The sequence below is a fragment of the Pseudoflavonifractor sp. AF19-9AC genome (assembly GCF_003478995.1).
In the GTDB taxonomy this organism is placed as follows: Bacteria; Bacillota; Clostridia; order Oscillospirales; family Oscillospiraceae; genus Lawsonibacter.
This window is the reverse complement of sequence record NZ_QUGI01000002.1, coordinates 500,122-518,335: the sequence shown is the minus strand read 5'-3', so window position 1 is coordinate 518,335 and position 18,214 is coordinate 500,122. Positions and strand designations below refer to the sequence as shown.

The following is an 18,214-nucleotide window of genomic DNA, read 5'->3' as shown; positions in this document are numbered from 1 at the left end:
CTTTTCTCGTGCGCAGTGACCGTCAGATGATGGATTTGATTCTGTCCCGGGCCCGGGAGGACGACCGGGTGCTGGCCGCCTATCTGAAGGGCTCCCGGGCCAATCCCCGGGCGGACCGGGACGTCTTTCAGGATTTTGATGTGATGTATGTAGTACGGGAGGTGGCCGGCTTCCGCGCCGATCCCGCCTGGCTGGAGGGCTTCGGCCCCATCCTCCTGAAGCAGGAGCAACATAGCCCCTTCGGCTACGGGGCACGATTCGGCCTGCTGGGGGACGATCAGGAGGCCTACTCCTGGCTGCTGCTCTTTGCCGACGGCACCCGCATCGACCTGGGGGTGGAGACGGTGGACCATCTGAACCGGGGGGCCTTCCGAAACCGCCTCTTTCTCCCCCTGCTGGACAAGGTGGGCTGCCTGCCCCAGCTTCCGCCCCCCACCGACGCCGACTTCTGGGTGCAGCGCCCCGACCAGCGCCAGCTGACCGGCTGCTGCAACGAGTTTTTCTGGTCCCTGTGCGACGTGGTCAAGGGAATCGCCCGGCAGGAGCTGCCCTTTGCCATGGGGGTCTACCACAGCCAGACCCGGGCCATGCTGGACCAGATGCTGAGCTGGTATGTGGGGACGGAGACGGACTTCTCCCTCTCCTGCGGCAAGCACAGCCGCTATTTTGGCCGGTATCTGCCCCCGGAGCTCTACCGCCGGTACTGCGAGACCTACCCCGGCGGCAGCTTTGCCCAGCTGTGGCAGGCGGTGGAGTGCGCCCAGTCCCTCTTTGCCGAGGCGGCACAGGCCGTGGCCTGCCGCCTGTCCCTCACCTATCCCGCGGGGGAGGAGGCGGGCTTTGACCGCTATGCCGCCTGGGCTCAGAGCCAGGCGGGCCGCCCCTTCCCGGAGGACGGGTGAGCCGTCCCGGGGGAACGTTTCTGATCCCAGCTGTAAGGGGGGCGTCTCCACAAAAGGAGGCGCCCCCCTTTTGGTTTGTCTGAGGCGAGGAAAAGGCCCCATTTCTTTCCCTTTCCTTTTCCCGGGGAATATGGTATAATGCTTCCTACAATTTTCCCAAAACCCCCGTTTTTCCACACGAAAAGAGGACATAACATGAAGCATCTCCTGAACATCATGCGTCTGCCCCAGGGCTGTGACCCCCGCCTGGGCCGGGCGCACACCATATGGCTGGCCATCTCCCTCACGGTCATGGGCTGCTGCATCGGCGGGCTGGGCCTCTTCTATGCCGCCACCGCCTATCTGAAGCTCAACTCCCTGGCCATTCTCTACTCCTACCTGGCCCACCCCGTTATCCTGGCGCTGAACCTGCTGCCCGCCGTGGCCCTCATCTGGCTGGGCTATTTCCTCTTCCGCCGGGCCTGGGCGGGCTTCCTCCTCAGCTTTTTCCCCGTGGTGGGCGTGTCCATGGTGAATTACTTCAAAATCCGCCTGCGCTCTGACCCCCTTCTGGCCACCGACCTGCGTCTGGCCGCCGAGGCCGGGGGCATCGTGGGGGGCTACACCCTGGACATCACCTGGCTCACCTGGTTTACCCTGTTCTGCTTTGTAGCAGGCCTCCTCTTCACCATCTTCCTCATGCCCAACGGCCTGCGGGGGTGGAAGAACCGGGCCTTTGGCGCTTTGAGCTGCCTGGCCCTCATGGGGGTGGCCTTCTCCTCCTGGTACCTCAGCCCCACCCTCTACCAGAAGACCGCCAACAATCGCTTCATCAACCAGTGGTCGGATGTGGAGGTCTTTGTGTCCAAGGGCTGCGTCTACCCCTTCCTCTACTCCTTCCGGGACATGTTCCCCACTCCACCGGAGGGCTACAACAAGGGGAACGCCCAGACCCTGTTGGAGTCCTTCTCCGACCAGGACATTCCCGCGGACAAGAAGGTCAGCGTCATGGGCATCATGCTGGAGGCCTTCTGTGACCTCACCGACCTGCCTGTCCTGGGGGAGACGGACGCGGTGGTGGAGGCCTATGCCCCCTGGCACCAGCTGGAGGAGCAGTCCGTCTCCGGCGACCTGCTCACCAACATCTTTGCCGGCGGCACTGTGGACAGTGAGTGGGGCTTCCTCACCGGCTACACCACCCACGACGACTTCCGCAAGCCCACCGACTCCTACGTCTGGTACTTCCGGGACCAGGGCTATCACACCATGTTCAGCCACCCGGGCTACGGCTGGTTCTATAACCGGCAGAACGTGAACGAGTACCTGGGCTTTGAGGACCAGTGGTTCACCGACAACCACTACGGGGCGCTGGTGGATCCCATTTCCGCCATCCACCGCTCCGACCACATCCTGGTGGAGGAGCTGGCAAGCCAGCTGAAGGAGCAGGTGGCCCAGGGGCCCTGCTTCTCCTTCTCCGTGTCTTACCAGAACCACGGGCCCTATGAGGTGGCCTCCACCCTGGACGACACCTACCTCACCCCCGAGAGCTCCGGTCTGAGCCAGGAGAGCTGCAACATCTGGAACAATTATATCAGCGGTGTGGCCGACACCATTGACGCCATGGTGGGGCTGACGGAGGAGCTGGAGGCCATGGAGGAGCCGGTGGTGCTGGTCCTCTTCGGCGACCACAAACCCTGGGGCGGCAACGGAAACTCCGCCTATCAGGAGCTGGGTGTGGACTTTGACCTGTCCACCACCGACGGCTTCTATGACTACTACTCCACTCCCTACCTCATCTGGGCCAACTCCGCGGCCAAGGAGGTGCTGGGCCGGGACTTTGTGGGCGACGGCGGCGACTTCTCCCCCGCCTTCCTCATGACCGAGCTTTTCGATCAGTGCGGCTGGCAGGGCCCGGGCTTCATGGAGCTGTCCCGCCAGATGCGGGACGTCACCCCCCTGGTCCACAGCCAGGATCTCTACTGGGCCGAGGATGCCCTCACCGACACCCTGGAAGCGGAGGGGAGCGGTTTCCTCCAGGCCTTCCTGGGGGCCCAGTACTACCGGGAAAATGAGGTTGTCCCCGGCGCCTGACCGGGAGAGAGGAGAACGCCATGGCGGACTTTGCCGAGGCCCTGTTCTGGGTGGCGGTGGTGGCGGTTCCCATCGCCCTGCTGCTGAAAAATGACTACGGGAAGAAGCGGGGCTGCGGCCGTGGCTGCTCCTCCTGCGGAAACCGGGAGATCTGCTGGCGGGGCCAGGAGAGAAAAAACGAAGCGAAGGAACAGGAGAAGTGTGATGATTGAGGTCATTTTGTGGGATGTGGACGGCACCCTGCTGGACTTCCTGGCGGCGGAGAAGGCCGCTATGGAGGAGTGCTTTGCCCACTTCGGCCTGGGGGAGCTCACCCCGGAGCGGCTGGCGCGGTACTCCGCCCTCAACCGGGTCTACTGGCAGCGGCTGGAGCGTGGGGAGATCACCAAGCCCCAGGTGCTGGTGGGCCGGTTTCAGGAGTTCTTTGCCGGGGAGGGGTTCTCCCCGGACCTGGCCGAGCCCTTCAACGCCCGCTACCAGGAGAAGCTGGGGGACACGGTGTGCTTTCAGGATGGGGCGGACAAGCTGGTGGCCCGCCTCAAGGGCCGGGTGAGGCAGTACGCTGCCACCAACGGCACCCGCACCGCCCAGGAGCGGAAACTCAGCAAGTCCGGCCTGGACCGGATGCTGGATGGGGTGTTCATCTCCGAGCTGCTGGGGGCGGAGAAGCCCAGTTCCGTCTTCTTTGACCAGGTGCTGGAGGCCATCGGGCCGGTGGAGCGGAAGAACATCCTGATGGTGGGAGATTCGCTCACCAGCGACATGGCCGGAGGGCTGGCCGCCGGGCTGCAGTGCTGCTGGTATAACCCCAAAAAGCTGCCTGTGCCGGAGGGGATGAAGCTGGACTATGTCATCTCCGACCTGAACGAGGTGGAATCCATCCTGAACCTCCCCCCGCTTTCCCCGCTTTCTTGAAAGAAAGCTTGGCAAAGAACTTTGCGGGAAACTGCGTTTCCCTTCTGCGCCCGTAAGAAAAGAATCCGGTAGGATTGACCATTTTCGTCGCTCCTGCCGGTTATTGTTTTGCGGTGTTATTTGGTAGGGGCTGGTCCCAAATCGGCCTGGGGTTGACCGCCTGCAAAAGGATGTGGGGATTTCACCTGGGGGCGGGTGGGGATGATTTCGCCCTGCGGGGCGACCTACTTTGCCCGTGTCGGCTCGTCGGTACAAACTGCATATCCCTCGCCCCGACCTGGCGGTCAGGTCTCACTCATTTCGTTGTACCTCCTCTCCAAACTGAACCCGCTGCGCTGGGCTTCAGTTTGGTACCGCCTGCGGGCGGGAGAATTGTTTCGCCTTTGGGCGAGTTCCTTTTGCAGCGGTGCAAAAGGAACCAAAAGACCGCCGGGGGACGGCGTCTGGAAAAACACTCCGTGTTTTTATGCCGCCTGTCCCTACCCCCTCTGTCTCGCTTCGCTCGACATCTCCCCCTGACAGGGGGAGTCGGCCCCGGACCCCCTATTTTTCTACGGAGGAGCCACCAAGAAGGTGAAACATATCCAACCGGCGCGGTAAGAACCCAGGATGCGTGTCTATGCGCCAACCGCTGCCGCTAAGAAGTGGTTGAATGACCACCTGCTTCTACAAGAGGCGACGCGCCTAACTTTCTGCCCTCGCGGAAGGGCTCAGGTGGACGATCCCGCCGCCGAGACGTGCGCGGAATTGCCAGAACCGCGCCGCAAAATGTACCCACGTTCCGATGCTGCACCTAGTGGCGTGTCTCGTCACCTTCCTCTTTCAATTTCCCGCTGAACCGTTTGGGGCAGCACCAGCCCCCGGGGGGTACATCCAATAGGGGGGCCGAAGCCCCCCTGATTGGTCGTTTCAAGGGGATAGGGTATCTAGGGGAAGGGGGAAATCGAAATCCCCCTTCCCCTAGACAGTTCTTTGGTGACTTTCTGTCTGCACAGAAAGTCACTCGCCCGGAGGCGAAACATCCCCCTCCCTGCCCACAGCCAAAACCAACCCCTCCCCATTCCACAGGGCGAACGATTTTCTTCACTCACAGGCCAAGCTCCCTTTCTTTTTCGGGCATAACGATTTTATCTGCTTTCATTTTAGGCTTCCAGGCGGAAATTTTCAGATAAATTTTTCCTGTTTTCTCCTTTTTCAGGGAAAAGGCGTTGCGTTTTTTGAAAAATGGGGATATAATATTCCGTCCGATTGTGGAGACAGCCCCAAAACGCTGTGTTTGGGGGCTTTTACATGTAGGTGCCGCCGGTGCACTCCGTGCGGCGGGCGGCCTTTGTCATAGAAAGTAAGGAGACGTATGTATGCAGAATGAGAAACTGAGAAACGTTGCCATCATTGCCCACGTCGACCACGGAAAGACCACCCTGGTGGACGAGATGCTCAAGCAGGGCGGCATCTACCGGGAGAATCAGCAGACCGTGGAGCGTGTCATGGACTCCAACGACCTGGAGCGTGAGCGCGGCATTACCATTCTGGCCAAGAACACCGCCATTGAGTACAACGGCGTGAAAATCAACATCGTGGACACTCCGGGCCACGCCGACTTCGGCGGCGAGGTGGAGCGTATTCTGAAGATGGTCAACGGCGTTATCCTGCTGGTGGACGCCGCTGAGGGCCCCATGCCCCAGACCCGCTTCGTGCTCTCCAAGGCCCTGGAGCTGGGCCACCGGGTCATCGTGGTGGTCAACAAGATCGACCGCCCCGACCAGCGTGTGTACGAGGTCATTGACGAGGTGCTGGAGCTCCTGATGGACCTGAACGCCACCGACGAGCAGCTGGACAGCCCCATGCTCTTCTGCTCCGGCCGTCAGGGCACCGCCTCCGTGCAGCCCGACGTGGCGGGCAGCGATTTGAAGCCCCTCTTCGACACCATTCTGGAGTATATCCCCGCCCCCGAGGCCGATGTGGACGCTCCCTTCCAGATGCTGGTGTCCTCCATCGACTACAACGAGTTTGTAGGCCGTATCGCCATCGGCCGCATTGAGCGGGGCACGGTGAAGCAGAACCAGGAGATCGCCGTGTGCAACTACCACGACCCCGACGCCGCCCCCAAGAAGGCCAAGGCCACCGCGCTCTATGAGTTCGACGGCCTGGGCAAGGTGCCCGTGACCGAGGCTACCGCCGGCAACATCATTGCCATGAGCGGCATTGGCGACATCACCATCGGCGACACCATCTGCGCCACCGAATGTGTGGAGCCCATCGAGTTTGTGAAGATCTCCGCCCCCACCATCGAGATGACCTTCTCGGTGAACGACTCCCCCTTCGCGGGCAAGGAGGGCAAGTTTGTCACCTCCCGTCAGCTGCGGGAGCGCCTGTTCCGGGAGACTTTGAAGGACGTGTCCCTGCGGGTGAGCGAGGTGGAAAACTCCACCGACTCCTTCAACGTGGCCGGCCGCGGCGAGATGTCTCTGTCCATCCTCATCGAGACCATGCGCCGGGAAGGCTATGAGCTCCAGGTCTCCCCGCCCCGTGTGCTCTACCAGGAGATTGACGGCGTGAAGTGCGAGCCCATCGAGCGCCTGGTGGTGGACGTGCCGGCCGACAGCGTGGGCGCTGTCATGGAGAAGATCGGCTCCCGTAAGGGCGACCTGGTTCAGATGAACCCCGTGGGCGACCGGATGAAGATTGAGTTCCTGGTGCCCGCCCGCGGCCTCTTCGGCTACCGCAACGAGTTCCTCACCGACACCAAGGGCGAGGGCATCATGGCCTCCGTGTTTGACTCCTACGCCCCCGTCAAGGGCGAGATTCAGCGCCGGAGCAACGGCTCCCTGGTGGCCTTCGAGACCGGCGAGGCAGTGACCTACGGCCTCTTCAATGCCCAGGAGCGCGGCACCCTGTTCATCGGCGCCGGCACCCCGGTTTACGCCGGCATGATCGTGGGCGAGACTCCCAAGCAGGAGGACATCTCCGTCAACGTGTGCAAGAAGAAGCAGCTGACCAACATGCGTGCTTCCGGCTCCGACGATGCCCTGCGGCTCACCACCCCCAAGCAGATGAGCCTGGAGCAGTGCCTGGAGTTCCTGGCTGATGACGAGCTGCTGGAGTGCACCCCCGAGAATCTGCGTCTGCGCAAGCGCATTCTGGACCACGGCCTGCGGATGCGTGAGGCCTCCAAGAAGAAGGGCTAAAATAGCCTGATATGCGGTGAAATTCAAAACGCCTGGTATTTTATGAAACGTAAAATACCAGGCGTTTCCTTTTCAAACTAAGGAATGTCTCCCTCGTCCGGGTCCTCCTCCAAATACAGCTCCTCTCCCTCCTGCTGCGCAGTGCACAGAATGGCTCTTGCAAGGGAGTAATCCTTTTGATCCAGCGCCGTTACTGCGTCGCTGATGTGGTTAAAAAGTGAAAAATACAGTTTCTTATATCCATGAGAATTTGATTCTTCCATATTCTGTTCTTCCTTTCTTTATAATTGCACCTATATAAGTGCAATTATAAGGGCATTTTTTGTTACTGTCAAATCGTATTTGTGCGCAAACAGGAGCAAAGGATGCGGATACAATGAATGAAGAATTTGAATATCTGGTGGGACAAAAAATCCGGCAGCTGCGGAAGCAGCGGGGTTTGACGCAAGAACAGCTGGCGGCCCAGCTTCAAACCAACAACTGCGATATTACCAGAAGTGCACTGGCAAAAATTGAGGCAGGGCAGCGGCATATCTATTTGGATGAGTTCAAGATGCTGTCGCAGCTGCTTCAGGTTTCTTATGAAGAATTGCTTTCCGGTGAGCCGTGATTTCAGAATGACGAGTCACTTGTACGCCTGCGGGCGGGACGGGGATAGAGATATTTCGCCTGCGGGCGAGTTCCTTTTGCAGCGGTGCAAAAGGAACCAAAAGACCGCCGGGGGACGGCGTCTGGAAAAACACTTCGTGTTTTTATGCCGCCTCCCCCGGACCCACTGATATGTTTACGGGGGAGCCACCAAGAAGGTGGAAAAAATCCAACCGGCGCGGGAAAAGTCCAGGATTGGTGTCTGTGCGCCAACCGCTGCCGCTAAGAGGCGATTGAATAACCATCTGCTTCTACAAGAGACATCGCGCCTGCCTTTCTGCCCTCGCGGAAGGGCTCAGGCGGACGGCTCCGTCACCGGGACGTACACTGGATTGGCGGAAACTTGCTATGAGACGCACTGCGTTCCAGTGTTGCACTGATCAGCGCGTCTCGTCACCTGCTTTGGGAGTTCATCGCTGGTTCTTTCAGGGCACCGCCAGCCCCTGGGGGTACATCCAATAGGGGGGACCGCAGTCCCCCCTGATTGGTCGTTTCAAGGAGTGGGGATTTCAAAGGGGAGGGGGGAATCGAAATCCCTCTCCCCTTTGACAGTTCTTTGGTGACTTTCTGTCTGTACAGAAAGTCACTCGCCCGGAGGCGAAACATCTCTAACCCCCGTCCCGCCCGCAGGCGAAATCCGTTACTCCTCAAAGTCGGCGGGCGGATCCGGCAGCTTGTCCAGCTCCGATTTGATGTAGTTTTCCACCAACTCCTCCACCGTGCAGCCATGGAAGCGAGCAATATAATCCAGAGCCTTTGCCGTCTTGCTATCGACTTCCACAGAAAGGTCTGCTTTTCCCTGCGCCTTCCGCATAACAATCACCTCATGGCCAGAATACTATATAGTCACTATTTAGTCAATAAATAGTTCCTAGTTGATTGAAAATAACTCGACTGGTACACTAATACCACGAAATAGTGACTATCTGGTATAGGGTGGTGAGTAACGTGGCGGAGCCCAAGCTTGTAAACCGGACGAAGTTAATATCCTCTCTGGACAATGCCCTGGTGGAGCCGCTGAACGAACTCTCCAAAAAGACCAGAGTACCCAAATCCCGGCTTATTGACGAGGCCATTGAGGACCTGTTGAAAAAATATGAAAAAAGGCTGGCGGAGTAATCCGCCAGCCTTCTTTTTTATTTGGTAATGGTGGTTCCGGCCACCCGCTGGCCCAGCATGTCCAGCAGCAGGGCGTGCTCGCCTCGGCCATCCAGGATGGAGACCTCCCCCACCCCGCCGGCAATGGCATCCAGACAGCCCCGCACCTTGGGCACCATGCCCCCGGCAATGAGGCCCGCCTCAATGAGCTCCTCCGCCCGGCGCACGTCAATGCGGTCCAGAGCGGTCTTGCTGTTGTGGCTGTCAATGAGGATTCCCCCCACATCGGTGAGGAAAATAAGCCGGTCGGCCCCCAGCGCCTGAGCCACCGCCCGGGCGGCGTCATCGGCGTTGCAGTTGAGGCCGTCCCCGTCCTCCCCCAGGGCGATGGGGGACACCACGGGCAGGAAGCCTCCGTCCAGCAGGGTGTTCAGCACCTTGGGATTGACCCTGGTGATGGCCCCCACCCGGCCAAGGGCCGGGTCCTTCACCGCCGCGGTGATGAGCCCGCCGTCCTTTCCGGAGATGCCCACGGCGGACACCTCCAGCCGGGCCAGGTCCTGAACAATGGCCTTGTTCACCTGGGCCGACAGGGCCAGCTCGGCGCACTCCAGAGCAGGAGCGTCGGTGACCCGGTAGCCGTTTTCAAAGTGGGTGGGTACCTGGAGCTTATCCAGCAGGGCGGTGATGTGCTTGCCGCCTCCGTGGACCAGCACCACCCGCACCCCTGCCATCCGCAGGGCGGCCACATCCTGGAGGGTGGTGTCCGCCTGGGCGTGGGCCCCGATGGCCGAGCCGCCGTACTTCACTACCACGGTCTGGCCCTCCGCCCGCTTGAGGACGGGGAGGATGGACAGGAGGCTGCGCACCTTCTCCAGGCCGTCCAGGCCGTGCTGCACGTCGTACTCCCGCAGGAAGGTGTGGACGTAGTCCACGTCCGAGGGAGTGTCAATGTACTCCGTTCCCCGCTTCTGCCGGGTCTCCGCCCCTTTGCCGGTGATGAGCAGCACCGAGGGCACGGTGCAGCCCAGAATGGCCTGGCGGATGGCCTCGCCCCGGTTGGGCTCGATGGAGAAGTCGCAGCCCTGGGCGGCCACATAGCCGGAGATCTCCTGGCAGATGGACAGGGTGTCCTCCTCCCCGCTGTCCTCCTCAGTGAGGACCACCAGGTCGGAATACTGTCCCGACACCTCGCCCAAATCCCGCCGCCGGTCCAGGGCCTTCTTCCCCGGACAGCCGAAGACGGTGACAATCCGCCGGCCGGGGTACTCCGCCTTCACCGAGCGGAACAGGGTCTCAAAGGACATGCGGTTGTGGGCGTAGTCCACAATGGCGGTGACGCTCTCGTCGGCGTTGGAGTAGACCTCCATCCGACCGGGCACCCGGGCCTTCATGAGGCCCACATAGACGCACCGCTCCGGAATGTTCAGCCCCTGGCACAGGGCGATGGCGGCCAGGGCGTTTTCCACATTGAAGAGCCCCGGCATGGTGAGCCGGAACTGGCGCTGGAACCGACGGGTCCGCACCCGGAACAGGGTGTCGCCCCCCCGCTTTTCCACCTGGGAGCCGTACACGTCGGCCTCCGGGTCCTTCTGGGAGAAGGTGATGACCGGCTTTCCGCTGTCCTGGGCGGCCTTCAGCACCCGGTCGGCGTGGTCGCAGTCCAGGTTGACGCAGCAGATCCGGGCCTGGGCAAAAATTTTCAGCTTGGAGGTGAAGTAGTCCTCAAAGTCGGGGTGCTCGATGGGAGAGATGTGATCCTCTCCAATGTTCAAAAAGCAGGCGGCGGCAAATTCCGTGCACAGGGTGCGGTGGTATTTGAGGGCCTGGCTGGACACCTCCATGGTCAGGTACTGGAGGCCGGACTGGAGGGCGTGGGCGAAGTGGCGCTGGAGCTCCAGGGGCTCGGGGGTGGTGAGGTGGGACTCGAAGCGCTCCACCCCGTCGTAGGTGTCGATGGAGGAGATGACCCCGCTCTCCCCTCTCCCCTCCTGGGCGGCGTACTCGTCCAGAATGTACTTGAGGTAGTAGGCGGTGGAGGACTTTCCCTTGGTGCCGGTGATGCCGATGACCTTCAGCTCCCCCGAGGGGTGGTTGTAGTAGAGGTCGGCCAGAGGGGCGATGGCCTCCCGCATGTCGGAGACCAGGATGCAGGGCAGGTCCACCTGGGGGTAGGGCTGGGCGCTCACATAGGCGGCGGCCCCCAGGTCCTTGGCGCTCTGGAGAAATTCCGGCTTGAAGTGGGCACCCTTGCAGAGAAAGAGAGTGCCGGGCACCACGTTCCGGGAGTCGTAGGACACCAGGGAGACGGGGGCGGTCCGGTCCAGGCCGTCGGGGATGGGGGCGGTGAGCAGATTGCGCTCCTCCAGCAGGGCCAGGTAGTCGCCCAGGGTGTGAAGGGTCAGATCCATAAGTGGGTCACCTCAGTTTATTTGATAAAGATGGTCCGCAGGGGCTTGTGGCAGGCCTGGACGGCCCGCTCGGCCAGCACGGCCATGGCGTCGGTGTAGAAGGGGGGCAGGTGGTGCTTGTCGGCGAAGACGGACAGCTCCGTGCAGGCCAGCACCCCGCAGTCGCAGCCCTTGGCCGCCAGGTCCCGGTGGATGGCGGCAAATTTGGCCGGGTCCCCGTCCCGGCCCGCCTTCACGTCGTCGTAGATGAGAGACATGACCAGCTTCTGGGCCTCGGGGGATGGGGTCAGGGCCTCAATGCCCTGGGCGGCAAACTCCTTCTGGTAGAGGCCGGTCTGGATGGTGCCGTCGGTAGCCAGAATGCCCGGGCGGCGCTTGCCCTGGGCCGCCAGGTAGAGGGCAGTCTCCCGGATCATGTGGAGAATGGGGATGGAGATGTGCTTTTGCACCTCGTCCAGGAAGAAATGGGAGGTGTTGCAGGGCACGGCGATGACCGTGCAGCCCGCGTTCTCCAGCAGCCGGGCGTCGCTCAGGAGGCGGTTGAAGACCGCCTTGCGCTGTTCCTCCGTGCCCAGAATAGCCCCCGTGCGGTCAGGCATGCCGCTGTCGGAGAGAATGAGGGCGTTGACGTGCTCCTGGTCGGAGCGGGCGTCGGTGCGGTCGATGACAAATTGATAAAACGTGTTGGTGGCCTGCGGTCCCATGCCGCCAAGGACACCGAGACGGTATTCCATAGCATTCACCATAATTGAGAGCAGAAGGTTTTTTGTGGATAGGGGTGTTTCGCCTGCGGGCGGGGATGGGGATGGTTTCGCCCTGCGGGGCGACCTACTTTGCCCGCGACGGCTCGTCGGTACAAACTGCATATCCCTCGTCCCGACCTAACGGTCAGGCCTCGCTCATTCCGTTGTACCTCCTCTCCAAACTGAACCCGCTGCGCTGGGCTTCAGTTTGGTACCGCCTGCGGGCGGGAGAATTGTTTCGCCTTTGGGCGAGTTCCTTTTGCAGCGGTGCAAAAGGAACCAAAAGACCGCCGGGGGACGGCGTCTGGAAAAACACTCCGTGTTTTTATGCCGCCTCCCCCAGACCCCCATTATTTTACGGGGGAGCCATCAAGAGGGTCGGAAGGTACCCAACCGGCGCGGGAAAAGCCCAGAATGGGTGTCTGTGCGCCAACCGCTGCCGCTAAGAAGCGGTTGAATAACCACCTGCTTCTACAAGGGGCATCGCGCCTAACTTTTTGCCTTCGCGGGAGGGCTCAGGCGGGCCGCCCCTTCACCGGGACGTGCACGGTATTAGCGAAAACGCGCCGTAAGTCGCACCGCGTTCCGGTGCCGCACCTGGCTGCGGGTTTCGTCACCTGCTCCGCCAGTTTTCCGCTGGACCTTGCAGGGCACCGCCAGCCCCCGGGGGGTACATCCAATAGGGGGGCCGAAGCCCCCCTGATTGGTCGTTTCAAGGGGATGGGGTATCTAGGGGAAGGGGGAAATCGAAATCCCCCTTCCCCTAGGCAGCTCTTTGGTAACTTTCTGTCTGCACAGAAAGTTACTCGCCCGGAGGCGAAACATTCTTTCTCTCGTCCCGCCCGCAGGCGGAATGTTCATCTGTTTTCCACGGGGGCATGGCATAAACCTGAACGGGCCGATGAGGACATCGGCCCCTACGGAGAGGCAGTAACTTGTTACGGCGGACGGATATCATCCGCCCCTACGAAGAAGGAAAGAACCAGGAGGGATGGGTGAATTTTACACCCATCTCCCCTGCTTATTCCTAGATATTAATCCTCGGTGGGAACCTTGTTGTACTTCCCAAAGCGCTTAATATTTCCCAGGTGATTTTTCCACACCCGCAGCCGCCGCTTCAGGGAGGCGTCTCCCTCATAAACCAGGGAATGATGATCCGCCCCGGCGCGGATGAGGTCCCGCATCTGCTTGTGGTAGGACTTGGGGGTGTACTTAAAGGCCACCGCCTTGGGCACCATCCGCCACAGGGAGGGATTCTGGGTCATCACGAAGGGCAGCTCCCGTCCCTCAATGACGTCCTCCACCAGCAGCCGGGCAATGTTGCACCCGGCCCCGGTGACATAGTAATTGCTCCGTCCCTGACGGCAGTTGATTTCAAAGGCCTTGTACTTGCCGTCCCGGCGGTCGAACTTAATGTCGAAGTTGGAGAAGCCCACAAAGTGGAGGCTCTCCAGCAGGTCCCGGATCTTCAGTTCCAGCTCCTCATCCCGCTCGGTGATGATGACGGCGTGGTTGCCGATGCCGTGGGGGGAGTGCTCCTCCAGCAGCACGTGGCCCAGACACATGAGCTTCACCTGGCCGTTGTGGTCGGAGAAGTTGGTCAAAACCCGCATGTAGCTGTCGTCTCCGGGGATGAACTCCTGGAGGACCATGTGGTCCTGGTAGCCGGCGGCGTACACCTTGTCCAGAGCGGCCAGCAGCTCCTCCCAGCTCTGGCAGACGTAGACCTTGTTGAGGGAGGCGTCCCCGCAGGCCCAGTAGGCCACGGAGTCGGCGGGCTTGGCGATGTAGGGCGGGCCCCAGGGGAGGGTAAAGTTGTGGCCCATGGACTTGTCGTAGATGAAGGTGGCGGGGTGGTCGATGCCGTGCTTATCGCACAGCTCATAGAACTTCTCCTTGTTGATGAGGGAGTTCAGAAGGTCCTCGGAGATGTAGGGGGCGATGGCGTTTTCCGGCAGCTTGTCCTTGTAGCGGGCGCACAGCTGCACATAGCTGTCGCCGCAGCCCAGCACCAGCACGGTCTTGTCGGAAAACTCCCGGCACACGTCCTCCACATTCTTGAGGAAGGAGGCGTCGCTCTCATTTTCCGCACACACCCGGTAGTCCAGAATGGCACTGCCCTTGCAGGGGAAGGAGGGGTACTTGCCAAAGGCCACGGACTTGACGCCGTAGGCCTGGTGGAAGGCACGGGCCACGCTGTAAACGTTGATGTCGCCGCCGAAGAGCAGCGGCTGGAAGGAACGAGTTTGATTCATAGTCAGAGACATCCTTTTTTCTTCGGTTTTTATTTGTATTCCCGCTGAAAGCCCTTGGCAAACAGGGGGTCAATCTCAAATACAGCCGGATCTCCGGCGGAGCAGCGCAGGTTGGTCACATCCAGCAGGGTCTCGGTGGCGCCAATGGGACCCAGCAGCCGGGCGCGCTGATCGCCGATGCGCACGGTGCGCTTTTTGCTCCGGCGCCAGCGGCGGAACATGGCCCAGAAGCCCAGCTCCCGGGTGCGCACCACCCCGAAGCCGTTCTGGTAGCCCACGGGCAGCACCGCCACCCGGGTGGGCTTTTTCAGCACGATGGGCTTGTCCGTCCCCACGGTGTGGCCCTTGGGGAGCCAGCGCACCTCACTGAGGGGGGCGACGCCGTAGCCCACCGTTTTCAGCCCGTCGTTCTTGGTGCGGCGGCAACGGCCCAGGATGGCCGACCCGGCCCGCACCCCGTCCAGCCGGGCGGTGGCGTCGTGAAGGAGGGCAAAGGAGCCCGCCGCGTGGACAAGGCCCGTCTCAAACCCGGCGGCGTGGACGGCGTCCAGCACCTTGTGGAACTGGTCCAGCTGGCGCTTGGCCTCCGGGTCGCCGGGGCGGGCGGCGTGAAGCTGAGTATAGATACCCGAGAGGGCCACATTGGGCAGGGAGCGGTAGGCCAGCAGGATTTTCTCCGGCTCCCCCACCAAAAAGCCCCCGAAGCCCATGCCGGTGTCCACCTGGATGTGGGCCTCCACCACGGTGGAGCGGTTCTCCGCCAGGGCGTTGAGGGCAAGGCCCGTGTCCACCGAGGAGATGGTGCACACCACGTTCAGGTCCACCAGCCGCTCCAGCTCCTCCCGGTCGGTGGTGGAGCGGAGCATGAGGATCTCCTCGTCCACAAAGCCCGCCTTGCGCAGGGCTTCGGCCTCGGACACCTCGCACACCGCAAAGCGGCCAATCCCCTCGTCCCGCAGCAGCTGGGCAAGGGGCACAATGCCCGCGCCCCCTCCGTCTCCGGTGAGGACACCGTAAATCACCGCTCCGGCGGCGTGTTCCTTGATGACGGAGAGGTTGTTTTTTACGGCGCTTTTTTCAATGACCAGCTTGCGCATAGGGAGGCCTCCTTCTGTCTCTCTGGGAGTTTACCCATCTTAACACTTCATTTTACCACTTCCGGGCCTAAAAGGCAATGAAAAACCGCCCTGAACCGGGTGGAAGCCGGTGGGGACGGCCTTGAGTTTTTTGGGGAAAACTGATATACTATTATTCTTAAGGCAGTCCCCGCCCGGGGCTGCCCAGACAGGGCCTTCCCTTCCCCAGGGGGCGCCTGAACATCCGGAAAGTGAGGGCTTTTCCCCATGGAACGAACCACCACCACCATCTCCCCCGCCGACGTGGAGCGGCAGCTGGACTTCTGCCAGAAAGTTGCCGCCGTCACCGCCCAGTGGCCCCAGCAGCCCCTGGCCTTTGTGGACACCTACGGCTGTCAGCAGAACGAGGCCGACTCCGAGCGCATCCGGGGGTATCTGGCCCAGATGGGCTTCGGCTTCACCACCGATGAGGAGAAGGCCCGGGTCATCGTCATCAACACCTGCGCCATCCGGGAGCACGCCGAGCAGCGGGTGCTGGGCAACGTGGGCGCCCTGGTCCACGTGAAGCGCCGCCACCCCGAGCAGCTCATCTGTCTGTGCGGGTGCATGATGCAGGAGCCCAGCGTGGCGGAGAAAATCCGCCAGTCCTACCGCCATGTGGACCTGGTCTTCGGGCCCCACGCCCTGTGGAAGTTCCCCGAGATGGTCCACACCCTGCTTACCCAGCGGGGCCGCATCTTCCAGAACGCCGACGAGGCGGGCTCCATCGCCGAGGGCATCCCCGTGGTGCGCCAGGACAAGGTGAAGGCCTGGGTATCCATCATGTACGGCTGCAATAACTTCTGCACCTACTGCATTGTGCCCTACGTCCGGGGGCGGGAGCGCTCCCGGAAGCCGGAGGACATCCTGGCCGAGGTGGAGGGCCTGGTGGCGGAGGGCTATAAGGACATCACCCTCCTGGGGCAGAACGTGAACTCCTACGGCAAGGACCTGGAGGAGCCCATGGACTTTGCAGACCTTCTGGAGAAGGTCAACGCCATCCCCGGGGACTTTCTCATCCGCTTCATGACCTCCCACCCCAAGGACGCCACCCACAAGCTCTTCGAGACCATGGCCCGGTGCGAGAAGGTGGCTCCTGTGCTGCACCTGCCCTTCCAGGCGGGCAACGACCGGGTGCTGAAGGCTATGAACCGCCGCCACACCCGGGCGGAGTATCTGGATAAAATCCGGGATTTGAAGTCCCTCATTCCCGACATCGTCCTTACCTCGGACATCATTGTGGGCTTCCCCGGGGAGACCACCGAGGAGTTTGAGGACACCCTCAAGGTGCTGGAGGAGGTGCGCTTTGACGCCCTCTTTACCTTCATCTTCTCCCCCCGGCCGGGCACTCCTGCGGCCAAGATGGAGGACCCCATGTCCCACGAGGAGAAGCTTCAGAACTTCAACCGCCTGCTGGCCCTCCAGGACGCCATCTCCGAGGAGAAGCACGGCGCCTATGTGGGCAAGACCGTGCGCTGCCTGGTGGATGGGTTCAGCGATGATTCCCGCTGGGACCTCACCGCCCGGACCCCCGGCAACCGCCTGGTGCGGGTTGTGGGGGGCAAGGAGGCCGTGGGGCAGTTCCGGGATGTGAAGATTACCGGGGCCAACAAGTGGTCCCTGTTTGGCGAGCTGGTGTGAGCTAGATTTGGGCCAGCTCCCGGCCAAGGGAGAGGCCGCATTGGAACAGGGCAAGGCGTTCGTCCTCTTCCGCCTGGGCCTGGTGGTCCAGATAGCGGGAAAAGAGCCCCGCCGCCCGCCCCTCCAGAAGGGTTTCCAGCTCCGTCCGCTCCTGCTCCGCCAGACGGCAGGCAGCGCGGAAGTCCGGCCCAGCGGCGGCCAATGCCGCGGCCATGCGGTGCTCCTGGGCGTATTGATATAAAAGGTCAATCAGTGTGAACACGTAAAAATCCCCCTTACACGCAAAAAGATGCGTTACTTTGATGTTATGATAAACGTATCTTTATGCGTTGTCAAGAGATGGAGGCACATATGTCGATTTTTTCCCAGCGGCTGATTGCCCTGCGCAAGGAGCGGGGGCTTTCGCAGCCTGCGGTGGCGGAAGGAATAAACGCTGCTCCCCGGGCTTATCAGAATTATGAATATGGAACGGCGGAGCCTCGATTGTCCACACTGGTTCGGATTGCGGATTTTTACGGGGTGACGCTGGATTATTTGGCAGGACGGAGCGACGTTCCCGGCCCGGAGTCCGGGCAGGATGCTCCGTAAGGACAGATCGGATTGCTGAACTGAGAGGAAAATGGGGATTTCGCCTGCGGGCGACCTACTTTGCCCGCGTCGGCAAAGTAGGCAAAACGCCGCTGGGGGACGGCGTCTGGAAAAACACTCCGTGTTTTTATGCCGCCTCCCCCGGACCCCTTTTGATTTTACGGGAGAGCCATCAAGAAGGTGGAAAAAATCCCACCGGCGCGGGAAAAACCCAGGATTGGTGTCTAAGCGCCGACCGCTGCCGCTAAGAGGCGGTTAAATGACCATCTACTTCTACAAGAGGCGACGCGCCTGCCTTTCCGCCCTCGCGGAAGGGCTCAGGTGAACGGATCCGTCACCGGGACGTACACTGGATTGGCGGAAACTTATTGCGGGACGCACCCACGTCTCAGTGCTGCACCCGGCAGCGTATCTTGTCGCCTACTTCTTTCGATTTTTCGCAGAACCGTTTAGGGCATCTCCATCCCCTGGGGGTACATCCAATAGGGGGGACCGCAGTCCCCCCTGATTGGTCGTTTCAAGGGGATGGGTTTCCTAAGGGAAGGGGGAAATCGAAATCCCCCTTCCCTTAGGCAGCTCTTTGGTGACTTTCTGTCTGCACAGAAAGTCACTCGCCCGGGGGCGAAATATCCCCATCCCG

16 protein-coding genes are annotated in these 18,214 nt (G+C 61.3%); 9 read left to right on the top strand and 7 right to left on the bottom strand.

Going from position 1 to position 18,214, the window contains the following annotated elements; all coding sequences use genetic code 11:
- Positions 1 to 8: 8 nt before the first annotated feature.
- From DWX58_RS05375 to typA, 5 genes are all read left to right on the top strand, one after another.
- Positions 9 to 902 (top strand): aminoglycoside 6-adenylyltransferase, encoded by an 894-nt coding sequence (locus DWX58_RS05375; RefSeq protein ID WP_147382240.1) that lies wholly within the window; start codon positions 9 to 11, stop codon positions 900 to 902.
- Between the two features lie 195 nt (positions 903 to 1,097).
- A complete protein-coding gene (locus DWX58_RS05370; protein WP_158579221.1) occupies positions 1,098 to 2,972 on the top strand; it encodes an LTA synthase family protein in 1,875 nt (624 codons plus the stop codon).
- A 20-nt stretch (positions 2,973 to 2,992) separates the two neighbouring features.
- Positions 2,993 to 3,184, top strand: coding sequence for a hypothetical protein (locus tag DWX58_RS05365; RefSeq protein ID WP_118641928.1), 192 nt, complete (start codon positions 2,993 to 2,995; stop codon positions 3,182 to 3,184).
- Positions 3,177 to 3,887 (top strand): YjjG family noncanonical pyrimidine nucleotidase, encoded by a 711-nt coding sequence (locus DWX58_RS05360; RefSeq protein WP_118641927.1) that lies wholly within the window; start codon positions 3,177 to 3,179, stop codon positions 3,885 to 3,887. The genes DWX58_RS05365 and DWX58_RS05360 overlap by 8 nt, the downstream gene beginning before the upstream one ends.
- 1,358 nt (positions 3,888 to 5,245) lie before the next feature.
- A complete protein-coding gene (gene typA, locus DWX58_RS05355) occupies positions 5,246 to 7,075 on the top strand; it encodes a translational GTPase TypA (RefSeq protein ID WP_118641926.1) in 1,830 nt (609 codons plus the stop codon).
- Positions 7,076 to 7,152: 77 nt separating this feature from the next.
- Here the strand turns inward: typA and DWX58_RS05350 are convergent, their stop codons facing one another.
- Positions 7,153 to 7,338: a hypothetical protein gene (locus tag DWX58_RS05350; protein ID WP_118641925.1), complete on the bottom strand. Its 186-nt coding sequence runs from the start codon at positions 7,336 to 7,338 to the stop codon at positions 7,153 to 7,155.
- Positions 7,339 to 7,451: 113 nt separating this feature from the next.
- Between DWX58_RS05350 and DWX58_RS05345 the strand changes: the two genes are divergently transcribed.
- Entirely contained in the window at positions 7,452 to 7,685 is a 234-nt protein-coding gene (locus DWX58_RS05345) for a helix-turn-helix transcriptional regulator (protein ID WP_118641924.1), read from the top strand.
- Between the two features lie 678 nt (positions 7,686 to 8,363).
- On the opposite strand, the gene DWX58_RS15200 is transcribed toward DWX58_RS05345, so the two are convergent.
- The gene (locus DWX58_RS15200; RefSeq protein WP_158579220.1) at positions 8,364 to 8,537 is read right to left on the bottom strand and encodes a hypothetical protein; all 174 of its coding nucleotides are present in this window, start codon (positions 8,535 to 8,537) and stop codon (positions 8,364 to 8,366) included.
- A 134-nt stretch (positions 8,538 to 8,671) separates the two neighbouring features.
- Here DWX58_RS15200 and DWX58_RS05340 point away from each other — a divergent pair, with 134 nt between their 5' ends.
- Positions 8,672 to 8,842 carry a ribbon-helix-helix domain-containing protein gene (locus tag DWX58_RS05340; protein WP_118641923.1) on the top strand — a complete coding sequence of 57 codons (171 nt, stop codon included), beginning with the start codon at positions 8,672 to 8,674 and terminating at the stop codon, positions 8,840 to 8,842.
- A gap of 17 nt (positions 8,843 to 8,859) precedes the next feature.
- Here the strand turns inward: DWX58_RS05340 and argB are convergent, their stop codons facing one another.
- The 4 genes from argB to DWX58_RS05320 all read right to left on the bottom strand — a co-directional run bounded on the left by argB (position 8,860) and on the right by DWX58_RS05320 (position 15,327).
- Positions 8,860 to 11,232, bottom strand: a complete 2,373-nt coding sequence (gene argB / locus DWX58_RS05335; RefSeq protein WP_118641922.1) for an acetylglutamate kinase — start codon at positions 11,230 to 11,232, stop codon at positions 8,860 to 8,862.
- Positions 11,233 to 11,249: 17 nt separating this feature from the next.
- Positions 11,250 to 11,966, bottom strand: coding sequence for an amino acid racemase (locus DWX58_RS05330; protein ID WP_243093265.1), 717 nt, complete (start codon positions 11,964 to 11,966; stop codon positions 11,250 to 11,252).
- 1,043 nt (positions 11,967 to 13,009) lie between these two features.
- Positions 13,010 to 14,230 (bottom strand): ATP-grasp domain-containing protein, encoded by a 1,221-nt coding sequence (locus DWX58_RS05325; RefSeq protein WP_118641920.1) that lies wholly within the window; start codon positions 14,228 to 14,230, stop codon positions 13,010 to 13,012.
- A 29-nt stretch (positions 14,231 to 14,259) separates the two neighbouring features.
- Positions 14,260 to 15,327, bottom strand: a complete 1,068-nt coding sequence (locus DWX58_RS05320) for an alanine racemase (protein WP_118641919.1) — start codon at positions 15,325 to 15,327, stop codon at positions 14,260 to 14,262.
- A gap of 246 nt (positions 15,328 to 15,573) precedes the next feature.
- Here DWX58_RS05320 and miaB point away from each other — a divergent pair, with 246 nt between their 5' ends.
- On the top strand, positions 15,574 to 16,986 hold the full coding sequence (gene miaB, locus DWX58_RS05315) for a tRNA (N6-isopentenyl adenosine(37)-C2)-methylthiotransferase MiaB (RefSeq protein WP_118641918.1): 1,413 nt from the start codon (positions 15,574 to 15,576) through the stop codon (positions 16,984 to 16,986).
- Position 16,987: 1 nt separating this feature from the next.
- Here miaB and DWX58_RS05310 read toward each other — a convergent pair whose 3' ends face one another.
- Positions 16,988 to 17,248: a hypothetical protein gene (locus tag DWX58_RS05310; RefSeq protein ID WP_118641917.1), complete on the bottom strand. Its 261-nt coding sequence runs from the start codon at positions 17,246 to 17,248 to the stop codon at positions 16,988 to 16,990.
- Positions 17,249 to 17,337: 89 nt separating this feature from the next.
- Here DWX58_RS05310 and DWX58_RS05305 point away from each other — a divergent pair, with 89 nt between their 5' ends.
- Complete coding sequence (locus DWX58_RS05305; protein WP_158579219.1) at positions 17,338 to 17,574, top strand: helix-turn-helix transcriptional regulator; 237 nt, start codon at positions 17,338 to 17,340, stop codon at positions 17,572 to 17,574.
- Positions 17,575 to 18,214: the final 640 nt, after the last annotated feature.

Coding starts and splice junctions, on each gene's coding strand:
- DWX58_RS05370 (WP_158579221.1), top strand. CDS start 1,098: ATGAAGCATCTCCTGAACATCATGCGTCTGCCCCAGGGCTGTGACCCC.
- DWX58_RS05365 (WP_118641928.1), top strand. CDS start 2,993: ATGGCGGACTTTGCCGAGGCCCTGTTCTGGGTGGCGGTGGTGGCGGTT.
- DWX58_RS05360 (WP_118641927.1), top strand. CDS start 3,177: ATGATTGAGGTCATTTTGTGGGATGTGGACGGCACCCTGCTGGACTTC.
- typA (WP_118641926.1), top strand. CDS start 5,246: ATGCAGAATGAGAAACTGAGAAACGTTGCCATCATTGCCCACGTCGAC.
- DWX58_RS05350 (WP_118641925.1), bottom strand. CDS start 7,338: ATGGAAGAATCAAATTCTCATGGATATAAGAAACTGTATTTTTCACTT.
- DWX58_RS05345 (WP_118641924.1), top strand. CDS start 7,452: ATGAATGAAGAATTTGAATATCTGGTGGGACAAAAAATCCGGCAGCTG.
- DWX58_RS15200 (WP_158579220.1), bottom strand. CDS start 8,537: ATGCGGAAGGCGCAGGGAAAAGCAGACCTTTCTGTGGAAGTCGATAGC.
- argB (WP_118641922.1), bottom strand. CDS start 11,232: ATGGATCTGACCCTTCACACCCTGGGCGACTACCTGGCCCTGCTGGAG.
- DWX58_RS05330 (WP_243093265.1), bottom strand. CDS start 11,966: ATGGAATACCGTCTCGGTGTCCTTGGCGGCATGGGACCGCAGGCCACC.
- DWX58_RS05325 (WP_118641920.1), bottom strand. CDS start 14,230: ATGAATCAAACTCGTTCCTTCCAGCCGCTGCTCTTCGGCGGCGACATC.
- DWX58_RS05320 (WP_118641919.1), bottom strand. CDS start 15,327: ATGCGCAAGCTGGTCATTGAAAAAAGCGCCGTAAAAAACAACCTCTCC.
- miaB (WP_118641918.1), top strand. CDS start 15,574: ATGGAACGAACCACCACCACCATCTCCCCCGCCGACGTGGAGCGGCAG.
- DWX58_RS05305 (WP_158579219.1), top strand. CDS start 17,338: ATGTCGATTTTTTCCCAGCGGCTGATTGCCCTGCGCAAGGAGCGGGGG.